Below are 22321 nucleotides of genomic sequence, written 5' to 3'. Positions count from 1 at the left end.
TGAATTCAGTGTGTGTCGCTTGTGGCCAACGCGTTGTCGGGGCGGATCAGGCGGGATTCGCCGATGCGTCGCGTGAGGCCGATGCGGTCGAAGTATTCGAGGTACTGAATACAGCGTTTGCGTCCCAAGCCTAGCGCATCGCGGAAGGTTGTCACCTGGATCTGCGGATTTTCCCTGGCCAGTTGCAGCAACAGCGTCGCCATTTGCCGCAGCCGCGTGTCGCTGAGAAACAGGTCGCGCGCCACTTGGTGCATCAAGCCCAGACGCGCCAGTTTACGCAGGAGCAGCCGCACAACGGCATCGTCCTCGCCGACCGAGCTGGCCACATCGCGCACCCATGGCGGATCGAATTGCGCCTGTTCGAACAACGGTTGCAGTTGTTGCCACAGGGTTTCGTCTTCGGCATTGAGGCGCACCTGATGATCCGGCAGATGCAGCCACGGCCCGCTCGCGTTGATTGCACTCGCGCTGCGCAATTCATCCAGCAGGCTGGCGAAGGTCGAACGCTCCACAGACAACCCGCTGAAGCGCCGCAGACGGTCGCGGTCCGGGCCCATCTGGTCGGGTTCAAGCTCATGGAAACGAGCCAGTTGCTCCAGCAGGGTGAATTTTAACTGCCCCCAACGTTGTAGGTTGAACAGCACCGCGCCTTGGCGAGTGTCGATCAGGCGCACGTTTTCTGGCAGCGACCAGCCTTGGCGCGGTCGATTGAACTGGCGTTCCAGGCGTTGCGGATCGAGGCCGCCGGCGCTGTGATTGAGCAGCACCGGCAATGCTTGTTCAAGGCTTGCGCTACGCGCCAAGGTCTCCAGTTGCGCCAGGCGCTCGGGGCTTCGTCGGTGTCGCGCCGGGGCAAACGGGTCGAGCACCTGGCCACCGCCGAGGGTGCGTTGGGCACTCTGGTCGCGCAGGATCAGCCGGTCGCCTTTTACCGCGTGTACCGGCGCGTTGCTCAGCAGTTGCGCGAACATACGCGAGCCTGGGTTCAGGCGCGCACCTTCCAGCAAGGCGACACGGGCGATCACGTCTTGCGTGCCGAGGTGCAGGTGCACCGGGTGGAAGTGTTCGAAGGGCCGTTCGCCCGGCAACAGTTGAAACTCGATGTCGAGCCGCTGAGTCGGTGCGTGCAGCCATTCGGCCAGCAACCATTGGCCGCGATGGATCTGCTCCAGCACCAAGCGTTCGCCGCTGATGTTCAGCGCCACCCGTTGCCCGGCGAAGGCCTGGGCGGCGGGTTGATTCTGCGCGTGCAAGCCCCGCACCCGGACGGTTTTACCCAGCGGCGCCAAAACCAGTCTGTCCTCGACCGCAACACTGCCCGACAGCGCCGTGCCGGTGACCACAATCCCGGCGCCGGCCACGCTGAACGCGCGGTCGATGGCCAGACGAAAACCACCCTCACGACTGCGCTCAAGCACCTCACGTTGCATCTGCAACAACAGTTGCCGCAGCTCATCGACGCCCTGCCCGGTTACGCTCGACACGGCCACTATCGGCGCTTCGGCAAACGGGCCGCTTTCCAGCAAGTCCAGTACCTGACGCTGAACCTCCTCCACCCTGCCCGCCTCAACCCGATCACATTTGCTGACCGCGACGACTGCCCGTGGAATGCCGAGTAATTCGACAATCGCCAGATGCTCGCGGGTCTGCGGCATCACGCCGTCATCGGCGGCAACCACCAGCAACACCAGATCGATGCCATGCGCGCCGGCGAGCATGTTGTGGGTGAATTTTTCGTGGCCCGGCACATCGATGAACCCGGTCAAACCCGCCCCCGCTTCCAGCTCGGCGTAGAGATAACCCAGGTCGATGGTCATCCCGCGCTCGCGTTCCTGCGGGCGACGGTCGCCGGTTTGCCCGGTCAGGGCTTGCAGCAGCGACGTCTTGCCGTGGTCGATGTGCCCTGCCGTGCCGACGATCACTGAGCGACCTGCAAGTGCGGCAGTTGCGTCAGCCACGCCGGTTCATCGTCGAGTTGGCGTAAGTCCAGCCATAGCGCGTCGTCGTCAATGCGCCCGAGCACCGGAATGGGTAAGGCCCGCAACGCCGCTTCGAGGTTCAGCAAGCAGCGCCCGCGCAAGCGTTTGGACACCTGCGGACGCAGGCACAGGGCGGCACTCGGCAACCGCGCCACCGGTTGGCTGCCGCTGCCGATCATGCCCAATGCCTGAACCGCGCTGACCTGCCATGGCTCACCCAAGACCTGCGCCATCGCCGGTTGCAAACGAGCGGCCTGCGCGAAGATGTCGGCTTGCGGACGGGTCAGCAGGCGCAAACTGGGCAAGCGCTCGGCCAGCCGATCGGGATCGCGATATAAACCGAGCACCGCTTCCAGTGCGGCCAGCGTCAGTTTGTCGACCCGTAACGCGCGCTTCAGCGGGTTTTTCTTGATCTTCGCGATCAATTCTTTGCGCCCGACAATCAACCCGGCTTGCGGCCCGCCGAGCAACTTATCGCCGCTGAAGGTGACGATGTCTGCGCCATCGAGCAGCGCCTGACGCACCGTCGGTTCTGCCGGCAAGCCCCACCGCGTGAGGTCCAGCAGACTGCCGCTGCCCAGGTCCTCCAGCAGCGGCAAGCCATGCCGATGGGCCAACTCAGCCAATTCAGCTGTGGGCACGCTCGCGGTGAAACCCTCGATGCGGTAATTGCTCGCATGCACGCGCATGATCAAACCGCTGCGCGGGCTGATTGCCGCCTCGTAGTCCTTGGCATGGGTGCGATTGGTAGTGCCGACTTCGTGCAGACGCACGCCGGCGCGGGCCATGATGTCGGGGATGCGAAAGGCGCCGCCGATCTCGATCAGCTCACCGCGAGAAATGATGCCTTCCTTGCGCGCGCCAAGGCTGTTGAGCGTCAGCAGCACCGCAGCGGCATTGTTGTTGACCACGGTGACGGCTTCGGCGCCGGTCAGTTCGCGGATCAGGCCTTCGATCAGATCGTCACGATCGCCGCGCTTGCCGCTGGCCAGATCGAACTCCAGATTGAGCGGATAACGCGCCGCCATTTGCACGGCTTCGATGGCTTCGTCCGGCAGCAGCGCCCGCCCCAGATTGGTGTGCAGCACCGTACCGGTCAGGTTGAACACCCGGCGCACGTTGCTGCGCTGTTGCTGGGCCAAGCGCTCACTGACGCGGCCGGCGAGCACTTCGGGACTGATTTCAACGGCCGACAATTGCCCGCTCAACACGTCTGAACGCAGTTCATCCAGCAACTGCCGCAAACGGCTCAACAACGCCTCACGACCATAGCGATCGAGCAGCGGCAGGCACGCCGGGTGACGCAACAAACCATCAATGGAAGGTAAACGCAGGGCACTGCTCGCAGACATCAGCCACTCCCGAAAACAAAAGACTGTCCGGTGTCCAGGTACAGCACACCGTCAAACCTGTGGGAGCGGGCTTGCTCGCGAAGGCGGTGAATCAGCCTCTGATGATGCAACTGACACGGCCCCTTCGGGAGCAAGCTCCCTCCCACAAAAAATTGCCCGACATAACCGGACCTGTGGGAGCGGGCTTGCTCGCGAAGGCGGTGAGTCAGTCTCTGATGAGGTCACTGACACGGCCTCTTCGGGAGCAAGCCCCCTCCCACAAAAAAATCGCCAGACATAACCGGACCTGTGGGAGCGGGCTTGCTCGCGAAGGCGGTGAATCAGCCTCTGATGAGGTCACTGACACGGCCCTTTCGGGAGCAAGCCCCCTCCCACAAGAAGCGCCAGCACGCTGCCGCTTCCACAGATTTTGTAGGAGTGTAGACGCTGTGCTCATTCGTCTCCCGGCGCCAGCAACAGATTCGGCGCCAGACGCTGAAAGCCGTCCTGGGCCAGGCGCATGTCGAGCAGCAGGCTGGTGAGATCCGCCGACAATGCCTCGCCGTCGGCATCGTTCTCCAGATAAAGCAGTTTCAGATAGGTGTTACAGCTCGGGCAGACTTCCGCGCGCAGCGGCGCCTGATTGGCGGCGTGGCGATCGTCCTCAAGGCTCAGGTAATCGAGGCCTTTGCTCGACTCGCAATACACGCACTTGACCCGCACCACATGCCATTCACAGGCGCACAGCGAACACACCAGATAACGCAGACCGTTGTGCTTGCCGCGATGGCGGATCACCCCGGCCATGGCGGGCGATCCACAGGCCGGGCATTGGCCGAGGCTGTTGCCGGGAGTCAGTTGCAGATTGGGCACGCTGAGCAGCCAATGGCTCCATGCCGCTTGCAACGCCGCGCCCAAAAATGGCACCAGCGCCGCCGGCACCATTGAATATTGGCCGCTGACCAGCGCCACCGCCCAGACCCGCAATTGGCCGGAACTCGCGCTGCGCAGCGTGGTGAGCGCGTCGACCACGGCGGGCTGCTCCGGCGGCGTATAGCCTTGCAGCAAAGCGTCCAGCCAGACTTGCCAGTCATCTTCGCGCACCAGGGTATCGGCAGCGAACGGCGGCATGCCGTGCTGCTGACACAGCTCAAGGCGTTGCTGATCGACGGTTTCTGTTGAGGGCGGATCATCCAGCACTTGTTGCTGCGCCCGGCATAAACCGGCGATCAAGCGTAAATAGTCAGCCAGCGGATGCCCTTCGGCCAATTGCTCCAGACGTTGAGCGCGCAGGGTGAACAGAGTGTGCGGCGGCAGGTGCAGAAACGGCGGCGAACTGGCCGCCGCTTCGATTTGTCCGGGTTCGAGAATGGTTGGCAAAGGTCAGCCCTTTTTGGTGATCGGTCGCTCCGGCACGTCCGGGTTACGTTCATCGCGGGTGATGTCGCGGTACCAGAGTGCGTGATGTTTCTTCGCCCAGGCACGGCTGACCCAGCCGTGCATCATTGCATCGACCGAACCCTTGATCCACAGCCCGGCGTAGATGTGAATGATGATGCTCAGAATCAGCACAAACCCGGCCAGGGCATGCAGCAGCATTGACCAGCGGATCACGCTGATGCCGAAATACGCACTGAACCAGGCGCGCCAGATCACCAGCCCGGTGAACAGCAACGCCAGCATGCACAGCAGTAAAGTCCAGAACAGCAACTTCTGCCCGGCGTTGTACTTGCCAACCGGCGGCACGGATTCTTCGTCATTGACCAGCACCCGATCAATGCGCCGCAGCCACTGCCGGTCATTGGCGATGAAGACGTTGGCGCGCCAGAAATTGAACACCAGCCCGAGGAACAACACGAACATCGCCACGCCCATGAACGGGTGCAGAATCCGCGTCCACGGCCCACCGCCAAACAGGTGGGTCAGCCAGAACATCGACGGATGAAACAACGCCAGCCCCGACAGCCCGGCCATGAAGAACAAAATCGCCACCAGCCAGTGATTGGTGCGCTGGTTGGCGGTGTAACGCAGGATCGTCTTGTTGCTCATGGCCGGTCCTCCCCGCGTGGGTCGAAGGTGTGCACCGCCGGGTCGACGACATGCACCGAGGTGTCGGGCGCTGTCGGATGTTCATCCTCCTCAACCCGGTTCGGCCCGATGCGCACATAGTGGAAAAACCCGGCCAGCACCGCCGCGCCCATGGCCAGCAGACCCAGCGGTTTGCTAATGCCTTTCCACAGGCCCACCAACGGGCTGATCGCCGGATCTTGCGGCAGATTGGCGTAGATGTTCGGTGTATCGGCGTGGTGCAGCACGTACATCACATGCGTGCCGCCGACGCCTGCGGGGTCGTACAAACCGGCGTTTTCAAAGCCACGGCTTTTCAGATCGACGATGCGTTCGGCGGCGTGTTCCTTCATGTCTTCCTTGGTGCCGAAAACGATGGCGCCGGTCGGGCAGGTTTTTACGCAAGCCGGCTCCAGCCCCACCGCGACGCGATCCGAACACAAGGTGCATTTGTAGGCCTTGTGGTCTTTCTGCGAGATGCGCGGAATGTTGAACGGGCAACCGGTGATGCAATAACCGCAACCGATGCAGTGATCCTGATCGAAGTCGACGATGCCGTTGGCGTGTTTGATGATCGCGCCGGGGCTCGGGCATGCCGCCAGACATCCGGGCTCGGCGCAGTGCATGCAGCCGTCCTTGCGGATCAGCCATTCGAGGTTGCCGGCGTCGGTTTCGTGCTCGGTGAAGCGCATCAGCGTCCAGGTTTCGGCGCTCAAGTCCTGCGGATTGTCGTAGGTGCCGTGGTTGTGGCCGACCTCGTCGCGCAGCTCGTTCCATTCCGAGCAGGCAACCTGGCAGGCCTTGCAGCCGATGCATTTGGTGGTGTCGATCAGCTTGGCCACCGCTTCCTGATTCCTCACCGACGGCGGCACTGTGGTGGTGGCCGAGCGGGCAATAATGTCTTGGCTGGCCATTTACAGTTTCTCCACGTTGACCAGGAATGACTTGGATTCCGGGGTCTGTGTATTGCCATCGCCGAGGAACGGCACCAGGGTATTGGTCAGGTAACCGTGACGCGTCAGGCCGGTGAACCCCCAGTGCAGCGGGATGCCGATCTGATGCACGACCTGGCCGTTGACCTGCAACGGCCGGATCCTTTTCGTCACCACTGCCACTGCTTCAATAAAGCCGCGTTTACAGCTCACGCGCACCTTGTCGCCGGCCACGATGCCCTTCTCTTTCGCCAGCACTTCGCCGATCTCGACAAACTGTTCTGGCTGGGCAATCGCGTTCAACTTGCAGTGCTTGCTCCAGAAGTGGAAATGCTCGGTCAGCCGGTAACTGGTGCCGGCGTACGGGAAGTCCTTGGCTTCGCCGAGGCTTTCCCAGACCGAATCGAAGATCCGCGCCGCCGGGTTGCTGGTGGCTTTCTTGTTTTGCGGGTGCAGCGGGTTGATGCCGATTGGCGTTTCGAACGGCTCGTAGTGCTCGGGGAATGGCCCCTCGTTCATCTTGTCGACGGCGAAAAACCGCGCCACGCCTTCGGGGTTCATGATGAACGGGTTCATACCGGATTCCGGCGGCACATCGGCCTTGTAGTCCGGCACATCGGTGCCGCCCCAGGCCTTGCCGTTCCACCACACCAGCCGTTTTTTCGGGTCCCACGGTTTGCCTGCGACATCCGCCGAAGCGCGGTTGTAGAGAATCCGCCGGTTGGCCGGCCAGGCCCACGCCCAGCCTTGATGCTGATGCATGCCGTACGGATCGGAATTGTCGCGCCGGGCCATCTGATTACCGGCCTCAGTCCAGCTGCCGGCGAAGATCCAGCAGCCGGACGCGGTGCTGCCGTCATCCTTGAGCTGACCGAACCCGGCCAGTTGCGTGCCACCCTTGATTGTTGCGCCGGTGGCATCGGTGAAATCGGAGACGGCGCTGCCATTGAGTTCCTTGGCCAACTCTTCTGGCGAAGGCTCGTCCGGGATCTTGTACGGCCACGACAGTTTCAACAGCGGATCGGGGAACTTGCCGCCCTCGGCCTGATAACGCTTGCGCAGGCGCAGGAACAGTTCGCTCATGATGCGAATGTCGGTTTGCGCTTCGCCCGGGCCATCGGCGCCTTTCCAGTGCCATTGCAGCCAGCGGCTGCTGTTGACCAGCGAGCCGTCCTCCTCGGCAAAACAGGTGGTCGGCAGGCGAATGACTTCGGTCTGGATCTCTTCGCTTTTCACGTCGTTGTACGGCCCGACGTTGTGCCAGAACTCCGAGGTCTCGGTGGCCAGCGGGTCCATCACCACCAACCATTTCAGCTTGGCCAGCGCGCCCATCACCCGGTTCTTGTCCGGCAACGCCGCTATCGGGTTGAAGCCTTGGCAGATGTAGCCGTTGACCTTGCCCTGGCTCATCAGGTCGAACATTTTCAGGACGTCGTAGTTGGGGATGTCCAGTTTTGGCAGGTAGTCGTAATTCCAGTTGTTCTCCAGCGTGGCGTTGGCGCCGTACCAGGATTTCATCAGGCTGACGTGGAACTTGCTGTAGTTCTGCCAGTACGACAGTTGGCCCGGGCGCAGTGGCACTTGCGTGCGTTTATTGATGAAGGCGCTGTAGTCCTGCTCGGTGTCACTGCCGAGGGTCAAGTAACCCGGCAGCGCGTTGGACAGCAGGCCCAGGTCGGTCAGCCCCTGAATATTGGAGTGCCCACGCAAGGCATTCACGCCCCCGCCCGGCATGCCGACGTTGCCCAGCAGCAGTTGCACCATCGCCGCACTGCGGATGATCTGCGCGCCGATCGAGTGCTGCGTCCAGCCGAGGGCGTAGAGAATCGTCATGGTCTTGCCCGGTGTCGAGCAAGTGGCGATTTCGTCCCAGATTTTCTGCATGGCGTCGACCGGCATGCCGCAGATCTGGCTCGCCAGTTCGATGTTGTAGCGGCTGTAATGCTGCTTCATCAGTTGATAGACGCAGCGCGGGTCTTGCAGGGTCGGGTCGACTTTGACGAAGCCGTCCTCACCCAGCTCGTAGCCCCAGCCGGACTTGTCGGTGTAGCTGCGTTTGGCTGCGTCGTAGCCGCTGAATATTCCGTCTTCGAAGCCATAGCCGGCTTTGACGATGAACGAGACATCGGTGTAGTTGCGCACGTACTCGTGCTGGATCTTGTCTTCGGTCAGCAGGTAATTGATCAACCCGCCCATGAAGGCGATGTCGGTGCCGGTGCGGATCGGCGCGTAGTAGTCGGCCACCGAAGCGGTCCGGGTAAAACGCGGATCGACCACAATCAGCCGCGCAGCGTTGTGTGCCTTGGCTTCGGTCACCCATTTGAAGCCGCACGGATGCGCTTCTGCGGCGTTGCCACCCATCACCAGGATCAGATTCGCGTTGGCGATATCGGTCCAGGTGTTGGTCATGGCACCACGGCCGTACGTCGGGGCAAGACTTGCCACCGTCGGGCCGTGTCAGACACGCGCCTGGTTATCGAACCCCAGCATGCCGAGGCTGCGAATCACCTTCTGGGTGATGTAGCCGGCTTCATTGGACGCCGCCGAGGCTGCGAGGAACCCGCTGGACACCCAGCGGTTCACCGTTTGCCCATTGGCATTCTTCTCGATGAAGTTGGCGTCGCGGTCGGCCTTCATCAGGTCGGCGACGCGATCCAGCGCCTCGTCCCAACTGATCCGCGTCCATTCGCTGCTGCCGGGCTTGCGCGTTTGCGGATACAGCAAGCGGCCCGGGCTGTGAATGAAGTCCAGCAGGCCCGCGCCTTTTGGACACAAGGTGCCGCGGTTGACCGGATGGTCGGCGTCGCCCTCGATGTGGATGATGTTTTGCGCGACGTTCTTCGAGGTATCGCCCTGGCTGTACATGATCAAGCCGCAACCGACCGAGCAATACGGGCAGGTGTTGCGGGTTTCATGGGTGTGGGCAAGCTTGAAGTGACGCACCTGCTCGGCGAAGGCCTGCGTCGGGGCCATGCCCAACGCGCCCAGGCTAGAGCCTGCAAGGCCGATACCGGCGACCTTGAAGAATTGACGACGGCTGAGATCCATCGTGCACTCCTGATCAGGTGGAACCCGGTACTTGAGCCGGGCTTTTTCTGGACAATCACGGTTGCGGCAAACGTGTGCCGACTTTTTCACTGTAGACAAAGACCATACGATCTGTGTGAAAACCGACCGTCGGCGACAATCGGTCAAGCGCTGTGGAACCTGTGGGAGGGGGCTTGCTCCCGAATGCGCTGGGTCAGAAACAACAATGTGACTGACCCAGCGCATTCGGGAGCAAGCCCCCTCCCACAAGGTTTTGGGTGTTCCTGCAGGGTCATGGGTTTATCATGGCGCCCCTGAACAACCCGCCTTCACGAGACCGCGCATGACTTTCGATTTTGATCAGGTATTCGACCGCCACCACACCGGCAGCACCAAGTGGAGCCGCTATTCGGCCGACGTGCTGCCGATGTGGGTCGCTGATATGGATTTCGCTGCGCCACCGGTGGTGATCGAGGCTTTGCAACAGCGCTTGCTGCACCCGTTGGTGGGCTACAGCGTGCCTCAGGACAATCTGCGCGAGGCCATTGTTGCCGACCTCTGGAACAAGTTTGCCTGGAAGGTCGAGCCGCAAGAGCTGATCTTTCTGCCGGGTGTTGAATCCGGTTTCAACATGGCGCTGAAAGCGTTGGTGCAACCGCAGCAGAACGTCGTGGTGCAAGTGCCGAATTACCCGCCGCTGCGCCATGCGCCTGGCCATTGGGGCTTGAACAAGGTTGAACTGGAATTTGTCGCGCAGCCTGATGGCACCTACGCCACGCCGCTGGACACCCTGGGTGAATCGCTGAAAGGTGGCGGCGCGCTGCTGCTGAGCAACCCGCACAACCCGCTCGGCAAAGTGTTCGACCGCGAAGAACTGCAAGCCGTGGCCGACATCTGTGTGGCGCAGGACGCGTGGATCATCTCTGACGAAATCCACGCCGAACTGTGCTTCGACGGCCGCGTACACATTCCGACCGCCTCCCTGAGCCCGGAAATCGCCCAACGCACCATCACCCTGATGTCGGCCAGCAAGGCGTACAACATCGCCGGTCTCAAGACCTCGTTCATGATCATCCAGGACGCCGCCCTGCGTGAGCGCGTCAATCACGCCCGTTGCGGCATGGTCGACAGCGTCAACCCGCTGGGCATGGAAGCCACCCGCGTGGCTTACCGCGAAGGCGCGCCGTGGCTGGCCGAGTTGAAAACCTATTTGCAGGCCAATCGTGATTATCTGGTTGAAGCCGTACGCAGCCGTTTGCCGGGCGTGACCCTCAATGTGCCGCAGGGGACTTACCTGGCGTGGCTCGATTGTTCGGCGCTGGACCTGGCCAATCCGCAGCAGTTCTTTCTTGAGCAGGCCAAGGTCGGCCTGAGTGCCGGGCTGGACTTCGGCGATCAGCACCAGCAATTCGTGCGCCTGAACTTCGGCTGCCCGCGTGCATTGCTTGAAGAAGGTATTGCGCGGATGGAGCGGGCTCTGGCCAATCGCTAGTGCCGAGTCAATAGCAACGCCCTTGTGGGAGCGAGCCTGCTCGCGAAAGCGTCCTGTCAACCAACACAAATGTTGAATGACACACCGCCTTCGCGAGCAGGCTCGCTCCCACATTGGCTTGTAGTGTTCATGACAAAACATCCATCGCAAATCCGATCGAACTCACGGCAAACACACCGGGTCAACCGCCCATACCCGCCATGAGACTCGGAGACCCGCGATGACCGCTTACCCGAAACCACCCTTCCCCGCGCAGGCGCAAGCCGTTCCCGGTTCGCAACGCAAAATGGAGCCGTACCCTGACTGTGGCGAACAAAGCTACGTCGGTTCCGGGCGGCTGGCCGGCAAAATCGCCCTGATCACCGGCGGTGACAGTGGCATCGGTCGCGCCGTGGCGATCGCCTTTGCCCGTGAAGGCGCTGACGTCGCCGTCGCTTATCTCAACGAACACGAAGACGCCAAGGAAACCGCGCGCTGGGTCGAACAGGCCGGTCGCCAATGCCTGTTGCTGCCAGGCGATATCGCGCAAAAAGCCCAGTGCCAGGCCTTGGTCGATCAAACCGTCGAACGTTTCGGGCGCATCGACGTGCTGGTCAACAACGCCGCGTTCCAGATGACCCACGAAAACTTCGAAGACATCCCCGATGACGAATGGGTGATGACCTTCGACGTCAACATCACCGCCATATTCCGGCTGTGTCAGGCAGCCATCAAACACATGCGCCCAGGTGCATCGATCATTAATACCAGTTCGATCAACTCGGACATGCCCAAACCCACCCTGCTCGCCTACGCCACCACCAAAGGCGCGATTGCCAACTTCACCGGTGGCCTGGCGCAGATGCTCGGGCCCAAGGAGATTCGGGTGAACTGCGTGGCGCCGGGGCCGATCTGGACGCCGCTGATCGTCTCGACCATGCCCGATGACGAGGTGCAGAACTTCGGCGCCGAAACCCCGCTGGGTCGCCCCGGACAGCCGGTGGAAGTCGCGCCGATCTACGTGCTGCTGGCCTCGGACGAAGCCAGTTACATCACCGGCCAGCGCTACGGCGTGACCGGCGGCAAACCGATGCTGTGACCGTTTGCGATAAAAAACTGAAGCCGCCGACCGGGCGGCTTCCCATACCTGAAGCATCAGCCGGCGGTGAGTCATGACCTTTGTCGTCTGGGTTGCGGTGCTTGGCGCGGTGCTGCTGACCCTGGCACTGACCTCGTCGTACCTGCGCTGGATGCCGGTCACCACCTCGGCCGTGTGCCTGTTGCTGGGGATCGGCATCGGTCCCGGCGGCCTCGATCTGCTGAAACTGTCTGTTGATAGCGCCTCGGTGTGGATGGAGCACCTGACGGAAGTGGCGGTGCTGTTTTCGTTGTTCGTCTGTGGCCTGAAATTGCGTTTGCCCCTGCGCGATAAACGCTGGCGAATCGCGTTCGGCCTCGCTGGGCCGGTGATGGTGCTGACCATCGTCGGCGTATGCGCGTTGCTGCACTGGGGCTTGCAACTGCCGTGGGGACCGTCGCTGTTGATCGGCGCCATTCTGGCGCCCACTGACCCGGTGCTCGCGGCGCTGGTGCAGGTCAACGATGCGCGGGATGTCGACAGTGTGCGCTTTGGCCTGTCCGGCGAGGCAGGCCTCAATGACGGGATCGCCTTCCCCTTTGTGCTGCTTGGCATGTTGATGCTCGACGGCTCCGGGCATCCCGGCCTGTGGCTGAGCTGGGTTATGCACGCCCTGTTGTGGGCCGTGCCCGCCGGGCTGCTGAGCGGTTACTGGATGGGCCGCGGCATCGGACGTTTGACGCTGTCCATGCGCCTGCGCAACGACGACAGCACCCTGAGCCCCAACGACTATCTGGCCTTGGCGCTGATCGCCCTGGCCTATGTGGTGGCTGAATCCATCGGTGGTTATGGGTTCCTGTCGGTCTTCGCTGCCGGACTTGGCCTGCGTCAAGTGGAAGTGAGTTCCACCGGTGCCAGCGAGCCGCCCGCTGAACATCTGGTGCAACCGGTGGTGGGTCATCAGAACGTCGAACCGCAACACGCGGTGCATGGCGATACCGAACGACTGCAGGACAGTCAGGTCGCCGCCGGGATCATGATGGGCGACATGCTGTCCTTTGGTGGTCTCGTCGAACGGGCCATGGAAGTGTTTCTGGTGACGCTGCTCGGCGTGCTGCTGGTGACGCACTGGGACTGGCGCGCGTTGTTGGTCGGTGGCGTGTTGTTCTGCGTGATTCGCCCGGTTTGCGTAACGCTGATGCCGTGGGGATCTTTGCTTGAGGGGCGCCAACGGTTGTTGATCGGCTGGTTCGGCATTCGCGGGATCGGCAGTCTTTTCTATTTGTTTTATGCCTTGAACCATGGCCTGAGTGATTCGGTGGCGACGCTGTGTACCGACATCACGCTGTCCGTGGTGGCACTGAGCATTTTGCTGCACGGCATCAGCACCCAACCGATTCTTGCCCGTTATGAAAAACGCAAGAATCAACAGCGCTAGAAATTCTTCCGAAAAAAAATGGATCGCTGCGCAATCGTCGACGGTCACAACCATAACCCCCCCGCCGGCCCTGTCCGACGGGGTCCGGCAGGTTCGGTTCCCCTGCGGCGACAAGCCTATGAAAAGGAATCCTTGAAAACTTAAGGTTACGGTCATGAAAGAATGCTCGACTCCTGCGCAAATCAAGGCTTGCAGGGCTTTGGCCCTGGAACGCAATCGTCAATTGTTCGAAGAGGCGCAGGCGCTGAATCGTGCGGCCCACGAATTACTCGAAACCGGGCAACTGGACCTCGAACTGTTTGAGCACTACCGGGCGTTACGCCGCAAAGCCGATGTGAAGTTTGCCGATGCGATCGAGCATTTGTGTGTGTTGAACGAGGATTTCCCGCCGATTCCGATGTCGGTGCAAAATTCGCAGGGGTTGCGGCGCCAGCTTGAAACAACCGAGTGATGGGCTATCAGTATTGCCGGGCGTATGACCTCATGGCATTAACCGTTATCTGCGCCTTTAAACAGCGATGTTTAACAGACAAATCCAGACACTCTCGCAGGCTACAAAACCTTGCGCCTTTGCCTACAGCTACGCCAGAATCCGCCGGCTTGTGCGCCTTGGGGGCGGGTTCTATTGTGGGTCGGTCGCTGACTGTTCAGTGATCGGGTTTAGCAGCCCGGCAAATTTCAAGGCACGTTATCCCGCCTCTACGATATGGCGGCTTTACGTGGGGCACTTCGGTGCGCCGGGATCCTTGAGCCTGGTCTGCTAACCCGCGTACAGCCGCCACCCTCTTCGTTTAGCAGCGATGGCTGACGACTCCATTTCTCAAGGAGTTGCACCATGATAAAACCAACACCCAACCCACCCGAAATCGACCCCGCCTCCCCCTACGAATCCCTCGATTCAAAAAAGCTCCACGAAGCCGCCGACCGCGCCCTCGACCATTACCTCTGCCCGCCCGGCTCCACGCCGCCGCGTAAAACCCGCGGGATGTATGCCGCGACCGCGGACACCAAAAACGAGGAATTGCTGCTCGATGCCTTCGAAACACTCGCATCGGCCAAGACCATCGCCCACGACTTCGCCCGCCTGCTGCCCGCACCGCAGCGCCGGACGGTGTTGGGGATTGCGCAACTGATCATGCTGGGGGAACTGGCGGTGAACCGGGTGCTGAATTATCTGGAGTTGCCGAGCTAACGCTTAAGGGGACAGATTTTTACCCCACTGTAGGCGCTGCCGCAGGCTGCGATCTTTTGACTCTGGTTTGGGACGCAGAGCGTCCGCGGATGCATTCCCACGCAGAGCGTGGGAACGATCAACGTCAAAAGATCGCAGCCTTCGGCAGCGCCTACAGGGGGGTTCTTGCCAGAAGGGCCAGCGTTCAGCCGCCCGGATTCGTCACCTGAATAAACACCGCATAACTCCCCAACATCACCCAGAACGTCGCAAAGATCCACGGCGTGCGCACCGAAAACAGCAGCGACTTGCGATACCCCTTGTGGCTCGACTCCGTCTCGCTGAACAGCGGCGACTCGTCATAGGCCAGGCCCATCAGCGGCTCGCTGTGCAGCAAATGACTCTGCTTGAAATGCCAGTGATCGATGATGTCATACGCGGCGCGAATCCCTGGCCAGGCATTGAGCGAACTGAGCAGTCCCAGTAACGCCAGGAACGGCGGCACCACCAACGTGAACAACTTGCCCCACTCCGGGTTGAGGTTGGACATGCACGATGCAAAGGCAATCACCAGAAAAGACTGCGCCGCCAGATAGGCGTCGGTGCGATTGGCCAGAATGCTGGTTTCGTACTGGATCTCCCGACGATAGAAATCCAGCCGCTCCTTGGGCGAGCCGAACATCTTGGCGTCGTGTTCGGTGAGGGTTTCGTCAGCCATTGGCTGGGTCAATATGCGAGGCACGAGGCGTACGCTCCGAGGCAGGGAAACCGTTTAGAAGGACCCCGCGACCGACAAGTTCAGCCGGATGTCCCCCTTGGGCCTTTCATCGACTGGGCGATGATTTCCACCAGATTGAGCTGAGTAAACGGTTTGGGTAGACGCGGCAATTGCGCCGCAAAGCCTTCCAGACGGTCGGCGTAACCGGTGGCGAGGATGATCGGCAGATCGGGCTTGAGCAGACGCACGGCGTGGGCCAGTTGCGCGCCACTCATCTGCGGCATGGCCATGTCGGTGATCATCAGGTCGATGACTTCGCCCTGATCGAACAGCGCCAGCGCCGCATTGCCCGAAGTGGCGCTGACCACGCGATGGCCGAGGTCTTCGAGCAGCAGAATGGTGCTGTTCATCACCAGCGTGTCATCGTCGACGACCAGCACGCTGAGCCTTGGCACCGCAACCGCTTCAACGGGCAGGTACAAAGACCTGGCCGCTGCGCCTTCGACGGCCACCGGTATCCACAATTGAGCGGTGGTGCCGTGCGCCCGCTCGCTTTTGAGGATGAAGCGGCCACCGAGTTGCTCGATAAAACCATGGACCATCGACAAGCCCAGCCCGGTGCCTTTGCCCACGCCTTTGGTGGTGAAAAACGGGTCTTTGGCCAAGGCCAGCGTGTGCGCGTCCATGCCTTCACCGCTGTCAGTCAGGCTGAGGCAAACGTAACGGCCCGCCGCCAGATCGGTATGAGCGAGTTCGAGCACGACCTGCGGCTCTGCACTGATGATCACGCAGCCACCGTCAGGCATGGCGTCGCGGGCGTTGGTGGCGAGGTTGAGTAACGCCAGTTCCAGTTGGTTGCTGTCGGCGAGGACCGGCTCAAGGTCTTCGGGAAACCGTGTCTCGATGCGAATCCCCGGCCCCATCGAGCTGCGCAGCAGCCCGGTGATGCCTTGTACCAGTTGCGGGATATCGACGGATTCGGTCTTCAGTTCCTGACGGCGAGCGAACGCGAGCATGCGTTGGGTCAGTGATACACCGCGTAAAGCGCCTTGCGTGGCGTTTTCCAGCAGACGGGTGATTTTCGGGTCGTCGCCAATGCGCTTTTGCACGATTTCAAGGTTGCCGAGAATCACCATCAGCAGGTTATTGAAATCATGGGCGATGCCGCCGCTGAGTTGACCGATGGCCTGCATCTTCTGCGCCTGGAACAACGCCTCACGGGTGTTTTCCAGTGCTTGTTGCGCCTGATGGGCTTCGGTGACGTCACGAGTGATCTTGGCAAAACCGAGCAAGGTGCCGGTTTCCCCGCGAATGGCATCGACCACCACATGGGCCATGAATCGAGTGCCGTCCTTGCGCACGCGCCAGCTCTTTTTCTCGAAGCGGCCTTCGCGGGTGGCAATCTCCAGCGCCCGTTGCGGCTCGCCCAGTTCACGGTCTTCGGCGGTATAGAAAATCGAAAAGTGCTGACCGATGATCTCTTCCGGCAGATAGCCCTTGATGCGCTGGGCGCCCTGGTTCCAGTTGCTGACCAGGCCCTCGGGGCTGAGCATGTAGATTGCGTAATCGGTAACGCCCTGCACCAGCAGGCGAAACTGCTGTTCGCTTTGCTTGAGGGTTTCCTCGGCCATTTTGCGGTCGGTGAGGTCGCGGGTGATCTTGGCGTAGCCGAGCAATTCGCCATCGGGGGCAATGATCGGATCGATCACCACGTGGCACCAGAAATTGCTGCCGTCCTTGCGCACCCGCCAGCCTTCGCCCTCGAACCGACCCTCGCGGATCGCGGTATCGAGCGCGCGTTGCGGCAGACCGGCCGCGCGATCTTCAGCGGTATAAAAGCGCGAAAAATGCTCGCCGAGGATTTCCGCCTCTTCATAACCCTTGAAACGTTTGGCACCGGAGTTCCAGCTGGTGATGATGCCATCCGGGTCGATCATGTAGATCGCATAGTCGACCACCGCATCGATCAACAACCGAAAGCGCATCTCTTCGATTGCAGCGGTCTTGTGTTTATTGCTCATTACGCTCACCGGCCATTTTCATGAGCGCAAGTATGCGGCAATCCGGCAAATTGAGGGACCGCTTCGTGATTGATCGCCCACCAGCGCGGCAGGAGCTGTTTGATCCGGCTCTCGGCAAAGCGGTCGTCGATCAGCATCACCACGCCGCGATCCTCACGCGTGCGAATCACCCGGCCGGCGGCCTGCACCACTTTCTGCACGCCGGGATACAGATAGGTGTAGTCATAACCGGCACCGAAAATCGCTGCCATGCGCCGCTTCAACTGTTCATTGACCGGGTTCAGTTGCGCCAGGCCAAGCGTGGCAATGAATGCGCCAATCAAGCGCGCACCGGGCAGGTCAATGCCTTCACCAAATGCGCCGCCCAGCACCGCGAAGCCCACACCCTGGCTGTCGGCGGTGAACTGATCGAGAAACGCCTGCCGCGCCCCTTCGTCCATCCCCCGCGATTGTTGCCACAGGGTAATGTGCGGATGCCGTTGGGCTAATAAAGTCGCCACCTGTTGCAGGTAATCGAAGCTGCTGAAGAACGCCAGATAATTGCCCGGCCGTTCACTGAACTGGCGGGCGATCAGGTCGACGATGGGTTCCAGCGACGCCTGTCGATGATTGAACCGCGTCGAGATGCGGCTGACGATCTGCACCTGCAATTGTTCGGCACTGAACGGTGATTCGACGTCGATCCAGACCGTGTCGGCCGGCGTGCCCAGCAAGTCGGCGTAATAGTTGCGCGGGCTCAGCGTGGCGGAAAACAGCACGCTGCTGCGTGCCGCCTTCAGGCGCGGGCCGATGAAGGCGGCAGGCACCACGTTGCGCAGGCACAGTTGCGACAGTGGGCGCTTGCGATCGAGGTCGCGTTTGCTGATGTCGAACAGGTAATGCTCGTCGTACAGCTCTGCCACCCGACCGAATTGCAGCAGGTCGAAGTAGACGTTCTGCAAGCCACTGTCGAGCCCTTGCGGGTGATCATTGAGGTAATCGCCAATGGCTGAGCAACACAGGGAAATTGCCTGAAGGAGCTTTTCCGGGGCTTTGTCGTAAGCCTGATACGCCGCCAGTTGCGGCGCATGCAGCGCATTCCATTCACGGTTGACCCGTTGCAGCGACTTTTTCAGCGCTTGGGGCGCCGTTTTGCGCACATTGCCCAGCGTGGCCTGATCAAGACTGGCGCTGTACATCTGCCGCCCGCGCTCGACGAGGTTGTGCGCCTCGTCCGCCAGCACCGCGACTTTCCACTGATTGAGCTGGGCAAGACCGAACAGCAGCGCGCTGAAATCGAAGTAATAGTTGTAGTCGGCGACCACCACGTCAGCCCAGCGGGCCATTTCCTGGCTCAGGTAATAAGGACACACCGTGTGTTGCGCGGCGACCTCACGCATCGCGGCCTGATCGAGCAAATGGATGCGACTGGCTGCTTCACGGGCGGCGGGCAGGCGATCATAAAAGCCTTGGGCCAACGGGCAGGATTCACCGTGGCACGCCTTGTCCGGATGCTCGCAGGCCTTGTCCCGGGCGACCATCTCCAGCACACGCAGCGGCAAGTCTGGCGATTGCTTGAACAACACCTGACTGGCATCCAGCGCCAGTTTACGTCCCGGTGTCTTGGCCGTAAGGAAAAACACCTTGTCCAGTTGCTGCGGCGCCAAGGCCTTGAGCATGGGGAACAACGTACCCAGCGTTTTGCCGATGCCGGTCGGCGCCTGCGCCATCAGGCAACGACCGGTAGTGATTGCCTTGAACACCGATTCGGCCAAATGCCGCTGACCGGGGCGAAAGTCTGCGTGGGGAAAGGCCAGTTGCTGCGCGGCCAGATTGCGTGCCTCGCGGTGGGCCATTTCCTGCTCGGCCCAATACAGGAACAAAGCGCATTGCTGCTCGAAAAAAACCTGCAAGGCTTCAGCGCTGAACGCCTCGACCAGACAGGTTTCCTTCTCACTGACGATGTCGAAATACACCAGCGCCAGATTGATGTGTTCCAGCTCCAGCTTGCGGCACATCAGCCAGCCATAGACCTTCGCCTGCGCCCAGTGCAACTGCCGGTGATTGGCCGGTTGCTTGCTCAGGTCGCCGCGATAGGTTTTGACTTCTTCCAGGCAGTTTTGCCCGGGATCGTAGCCGTCCGCCCTGCCCTTGACCTTCAACTGGCGAAACTCACCTTCCAGCGCCACTTCGCTCTGGTACTTCTCGTTACGCCGCGAGGCCACGGTGCGATGACCGGCAATGCCTTCGAGTGCCGTCGGCGATGGCGTGAACCGCAGGTCGAGGTCGCCGGTCTTGGCGGTGAACTCACACAGCGCCCGCACTGCAATGCTGTAACTCACGCGCTCTGCTCCGCCCATTGCACGTAACACACGGCCACCGGCATCTGATGTTCGTGGCAGAACTCCAGCCAGCGCAATTGATTGTCCTGCAGGCGGTCGCCGGGGCCTTTGACTTCGATCATCCGGTAGGTTTTGTGCTGCGGCCAGAACTGGATCAGGTCGGGCATGCCGGCGCGATTGGCCTTGATATCGAGCAACAGGCGCTGGAACCAGTGCTTGAGATGTTCGGCGGGTAGACACGCCAGTGCTTGCTCAAGCAACGCTTCATTCATTGCGCCCCAGAACACGAACGGCGACTGCACGCCCCACTTGGCGGCGAACCGCTCGCGGATAGTGTCGGCATAGCGACCATCATCGAGTTCGGCGAGGCAGGCGTTGAACAGTTCGGCGCGACGTTGCTGGAAGTCTTCATTGAGCAGGTCCACCGGCCCGCGCTGGAACGGGTGGAAAAACGCCCCCGGCAACGGCGCGAAAATCGCCGGCCAGCACAGCAGGCCAAACAGTGAGTTGATCAGGCTGTTCTCGACGTAGTGCACGGGGCCATCGTCAGCGTGCAGATGCGCCTGCACATAAAACTCCACCGACAGCGCCGGATCGGTGCGCGGCAAATGCAGGTCGAGACGTTCCACCGGGCGCGGCGTGGCGCGTTTGAGCGGTGGGCCACCGAGTTTGCGCCGCAGGCGCGGCAAGATGCGTTGCAGGCCTTGGTGTTCGGTGGCGCTTTGCGGGGCCTGTTCGGCCTGGGTTCCGAGTTCCAGTGCCAGCGAGTATTCACCACAACGTTCCAGGACGCGGATCGTCCGCAATCGGGCGCCGGGATAAGCGCAAGTCCGGTAGATGCTCAGGGCCAGGGCAAACTCGGTGATGCGCTCACAGTACTGGGCGATCTGGAACAGCACCTTGTCGCGTCGACGCTGCAGCCAGGGATTGGCGAACTGCAAGGCGCTGACCTGCTCAACGATGCTGTCAATCGCTTCGCCAGCCTCGAAACGCAATTGGCAATGGTGCAGAAACAGGCAGGCGTCGACGTCGTCGCGGCTGCGCAAGCCTCGGGAATCGGCGCAGAACTGGACTTTTTCATAGGTGAAGATGCCAAGGTCGGCGAGCACGAACTCTGACCAGTCCTGGTAAAGATTGCCGAAGAACATCAAACGCAAGCGGTCGCACAGGTCCATGATGGTCAGGCTGAACAGTCGATCATTCAACGCCGGCGCCCAGTCACGCAAGGGTTGCGGCTCGCAGAAATGCTCGGCCAGCAGCGGCAGCCAGTCATCCTTGCGGCCCTTGGGCTGCTCGATAAAGGCTGCGAAGGCTTGCAGGATTTCGGCCTTGAGCAATACATCGAACAGCTCGGCAATCGACAGGGGCGCGTGTTCGTCGATCCAGCCCTGATCCAGCAGCGGTTGCGCCGCCTGGGCGATGTCACCGATTTCCGCGTAGTTGAGCTTGCCGGCACGAAAATGCAGGCCCTTGCGCATCACCATGCGTACCAGCAAACCCTGCGAGGCTCGCGGTAACGCCTTGAAGTCGCGGATGAAGGCATGTTCTGCTTCACTCATCACATCGGCATAGCGAAGCTCAAGCCAATCAAGCACTTGCTCAAAGTTGTTAAGGTAGTAGAACGGATCGTCGAGGGGATTGGCAGTCACAGGAATTCAAGGCCATGGCGAGCGAGTACTGGTTATGCGTACAGATACCAGCTCTGCCCTGCCCGGCGCAAACGGAAAAAGATCAATGGCATTTTTTCACCGGCCCATCGAACTTTTTCCGGCGCTATGGCACCAACCGCGTTAGAACACCGACAATGCTCGGTATCACAGCGAATGAGGAATTAGACGTGGGTATGAAAATCAAGACGCTGGGCATCCCGTTGGCGGTAGCTGCCCTGCTGGCGTTGAGCGGTTGCTCGACGCAAACCGTGGTTACCCTGCAGAACGGCACCCAGTATTTGACCAAGGACATGCCGAAGACCAAAACCGACGACGGCTTCTATGAGTTCGAGGATATTTCCGGCGCCAAGGTGAAAGTGCGGGCCGATGAAGTGGCCACGGTGCGCAAGGAAGACTGACGAAGCAGTACCCCTGTAGGCGCTGCCGAAGGCTGCGATCCTTTGGTTTGCAAGTTCAAGATCAAAAGATCGCAGCCTTCGGCAGCGCCTACAAAAACATCATTGATTGACAGGCATGCCTGGAATGCTGCCGTCGCAACGCAAGGACGTTCCACCCCGCCGGGCGACTTCGCCCTGCAAGCGCTGGCAACGTTCATAGTCCTGCTGCGCCATACGGTCGATGCTTAGATTGCCGGTAGGTTGCGGCTTTTTATCGTCGCCCAGCCGGAAGGTCACGAACGGCTGTTCCGGCTGAATCTGAAAAAGGCTTTTCTCTTCGACCGGTTCCACCGCCTCGGTTTTGGCCGGGCTGGGCAGTTGATCGGTGGTCACTCCGTAACGGCTCAGAATCGAGCTTTGAGGCAGATCGGCCCAGGCATTGGCCGATAACAGCGCCAGTCCCACAACCCCGACAGACCTCTTGAAACCTTTCACGTTTGAATCTCCTGTACTCAATGGCGGCTAGCTATAGAACGTGTGCGCACGTGCTGGCTTTAGGCCGCATTTGCTGTTTTCGCAGGGGTTTGAGTCAGGTCGTGGCTTATGAGTCACTTTTAAAGCCGAGTTATCGTTCTTCGCGAGCAGGCTCGCTCCCACACTGGATCTGTGTCGTTTACAAATCCCCTGTGGGAGCGAGCCTGCTCGCGAAAGGGCCCTTAC

General features: G+C 60.9%; 17 protein-coding genes. 6 read left to right on the top strand and 11 right to left on the bottom strand.

Features of this window, described 5'->3' with window-relative positions; translation table 11 throughout:
• Positions 1-5: 5 nt before the first annotated feature.
• The 6 genes from selB to fdnG all read right to left on the bottom strand — a co-directional run bounded on the left by selB (position 6) and on the right by fdnG (position 9357).
• On the bottom strand, positions 6-1922 hold the full coding sequence (selB, locus tag ATI02_RS09015; protein ID WP_100846085.1) for a selenocysteine-specific translation elongation factor: 1917 nt from the start codon (positions 1920-1922) through the stop codon (positions 6-8).
• Positions 1919-3331 (bottom strand): L-seryl-tRNA(Sec) selenium transferase, encoded by a 1413-nt coding sequence (gene selA / locus ATI02_RS09010; protein WP_100846084.1) that lies wholly within the window; start codon positions 3329-3331, stop codon positions 1919-1921. The genes selB and selA overlap by 4 nt, the downstream gene beginning before the upstream one ends.
• A 432-nt stretch (positions 3332-3763) precedes the next feature.
• Positions 3764-4690 carry a formate dehydrogenase accessory protein FdhE gene (fdhE, locus tag ATI02_RS09005; RefSeq protein WP_100846083.1) on the bottom strand — a complete coding sequence of 309 codons (927 nt, stop codon included), beginning with the start codon at positions 4688-4690 and terminating at the stop codon, positions 3764-3766.
• Between the two features lie 3 nt (positions 4691-4693).
• Positions 4694-5359, bottom strand: coding sequence for a formate dehydrogenase subunit gamma (locus ATI02_RS09000; protein WP_095187145.1), 666 nt, complete (start codon positions 5357-5359; stop codon positions 4694-4696).
• Positions 5356-6291: a formate dehydrogenase subunit beta gene (gene fdxH / locus ATI02_RS08995; protein WP_100846082.1), complete on the bottom strand. Its 936-nt coding sequence runs from the start codon at positions 6289-6291 to the stop codon at positions 5356-5358. Before fdxH ends, ATI02_RS09000 begins: the two co-directional genes overlap by 4 nt.
• Complete coding sequence (gene fdnG / locus ATI02_RS08990) at positions 6292-9357, bottom strand: formate dehydrogenase-N subunit alpha (RefSeq protein ID WP_146166105.1); 3066 nt, start codon at positions 9355-9357, stop codon at positions 6292-6294. It abuts the gene before it with no gap.
• A gap of 322 nt (positions 9358-9679) precedes the next feature.
• Between fdnG and ATI02_RS08980 the strand changes: the two genes are divergently transcribed.
• From ATI02_RS08980 to ATI02_RS08955, 5 genes are all read left to right on the top strand, one after another.
• Positions 9680-10828 (top strand): MalY/PatB family protein, encoded by a 1149-nt coding sequence (locus ATI02_RS08980; RefSeq protein ID WP_100846080.1) that lies wholly within the window; start codon positions 9680-9682, stop codon positions 10826-10828.
• 220 nt (positions 10829-11048) lie between these two features.
• The gene (locus tag ATI02_RS08970) at positions 11049-11906 is read left to right on the top strand and encodes a glucose 1-dehydrogenase (protein ID WP_100846079.1); all 858 of its coding nucleotides are present in this window, start codon (positions 11049-11051) and stop codon (positions 11904-11906) included.
• Between the two features lie 73 nt (positions 11907-11979).
• Positions 11980-13323, top strand: a complete 1344-nt coding sequence (locus ATI02_RS08965; RefSeq protein WP_100846078.1) for a cation:proton antiporter — start codon at positions 11980-11982, stop codon at positions 13321-13323.
• A 154-nt stretch (positions 13324-13477) separates the two neighbouring features.
• Positions 13478-13774, top strand: coding sequence for a hypothetical protein (locus ATI02_RS08960; protein ID WP_100846077.1), 297 nt, complete (start codon positions 13478-13480; stop codon positions 13772-13774).
• A gap of 384 nt (positions 13775-14158) precedes the next feature.
• The gene (locus ATI02_RS08955; protein WP_100846076.1) at positions 14159-14515 is read left to right on the top strand and encodes a DUF6124 family protein; all 357 of its coding nucleotides are present in this window, start codon (positions 14159-14161) and stop codon (positions 14513-14515) included.
• A 184-nt stretch (positions 14516-14699) separates the two neighbouring features.
• Here ATI02_RS08955 and ATI02_RS08950 read toward each other — a convergent pair whose 3' ends face one another.
• From ATI02_RS08950 to ATI02_RS08935, 4 genes are read right to left on the bottom strand one after another with little or no spacing between them, the layout of a single operon-like run.
• Positions 14700-15236 (bottom strand): hypothetical protein, encoded by a 537-nt coding sequence (locus tag ATI02_RS08950; RefSeq protein ID WP_100846075.1) that lies wholly within the window; start codon positions 15234-15236, stop codon positions 14700-14702.
• 56 nt (positions 15237-15292) lie between these two features.
• The gene (locus ATI02_RS08945; protein ID WP_100846074.1) at positions 15293-17233 is read right to left on the bottom strand and encodes a hybrid sensor histidine kinase/response regulator; all 1941 of its coding nucleotides are present in this window, start codon (positions 17231-17233) and stop codon (positions 15293-15295) included.
• A 5-nt stretch (positions 17234-17238) separates the two neighbouring features.
• Positions 17239-19554, bottom strand: coding sequence for an ATP-dependent DNA helicase (locus tag ATI02_RS08940; RefSeq protein WP_100846073.1), 2316 nt, complete (start codon positions 19552-19554; stop codon positions 17239-17241).
• Positions 19551-21203: a VRR-NUC domain-containing protein gene (locus ATI02_RS08935; RefSeq protein ID WP_100846072.1), complete on the bottom strand. Its 1653-nt coding sequence runs from the start codon at positions 21201-21203 to the stop codon at positions 19551-19553. Before ATI02_RS08935 ends, ATI02_RS08940 begins: the two co-directional genes overlap by 4 nt.
• Before the next feature lie 194 nt (positions 21204-21397).
• Here ATI02_RS08935 and ATI02_RS08930 point away from each other — a divergent pair, with 194 nt between their 5' ends.
• Positions 21398-21622, top strand: coding sequence for a YgdI/YgdR family lipoprotein (locus ATI02_RS08930; RefSeq protein ID WP_100846071.1), 225 nt, complete (start codon positions 21398-21400; stop codon positions 21620-21622).
• A gap of 99 nt (positions 21623-21721) precedes the next feature.
• Here the strand turns inward: ATI02_RS08930 and ATI02_RS08925 are convergent, their stop codons facing one another.
• Positions 21722-22096 (bottom strand): hypothetical protein, encoded by a 375-nt coding sequence (locus tag ATI02_RS08925; RefSeq protein WP_100846070.1) that lies wholly within the window; start codon positions 22094-22096, stop codon positions 21722-21724.
• Between the last annotated feature and the right edge of the window lie 225 nt (positions 22097-22321).

The sequence above is a fragment of the Pseudomonas baetica genome (genome assembly GCF_002813455.1).
GTDB classification, from domain to species: domain Bacteria; phylum Pseudomonadota; class Gammaproteobacteria; order Pseudomonadales; family Pseudomonadaceae; genus Aquipseudomonas; species Aquipseudomonas baetica.
Note: the sequence above shows the minus strand (reverse complement) of the source record. Positions and strands in the feature narration are given on the sequence as shown.

Bases quoted from the DNA above. Each gene is read 5' to 3' on its own strand.
- ATI02_RS08980 (WP_100846080.1), top strand. From the start codon at position 9,680: ATGACTTTCGATTTTGATCAGGTATTCGACCGCCACCACACCGGCAGC.
- selA (WP_100846084.1), bottom strand. From the start codon at position 3,331: ATGTCTGCGAGCAGTGCCCTGCGTTTACCTTCCATTGATGGTTTGTTG.
- ATI02_RS08945 (WP_100846074.1), bottom strand. From the start codon at position 17,233: ATGAGCAATAAACACAAGACCGCTGCAATCGAAGAGATGCGCTTTCGG.
- ATI02_RS08970 (WP_100846079.1), top strand. From the start codon at position 11,049: ATGACCGCTTACCCGAAACCACCCTTCCCCGCGCAGGCGCAAGCCGTT.
- ATI02_RS08955 (WP_100846076.1), top strand. From the start codon at position 14,159: ATGATAAAACCAACACCCAACCCACCCGAAATCGACCCCGCCTCCCCC.
- ATI02_RS08960 (WP_100846077.1), top strand. From the start codon at position 13,478: ATGAAAGAATGCTCGACTCCTGCGCAAATCAAGGCTTGCAGGGCTTTG.
- fdxH (WP_100846082.1), bottom strand. From the start codon at position 6,291: ATGGCCAGCCAAGACATTATTGCCCGCTCGGCCACCACCACAGTGCCG.
- ATI02_RS08930 (WP_100846071.1), top strand. From the start codon at position 21,398: ATGAAAATCAAGACGCTGGGCATCCCGTTGGCGGTAGCTGCCCTGCTG.
- ATI02_RS08965 (WP_100846078.1), top strand. From the start codon at position 11,980: ATGACCTTTGTCGTCTGGGTTGCGGTGCTTGGCGCGGTGCTGCTGACC.
- ATI02_RS09000 (WP_095187145.1), bottom strand. From the start codon at position 5,359: ATGAGCAACAAGACGATCCTGCGTTACACCGCCAACCAGCGCACCAAT.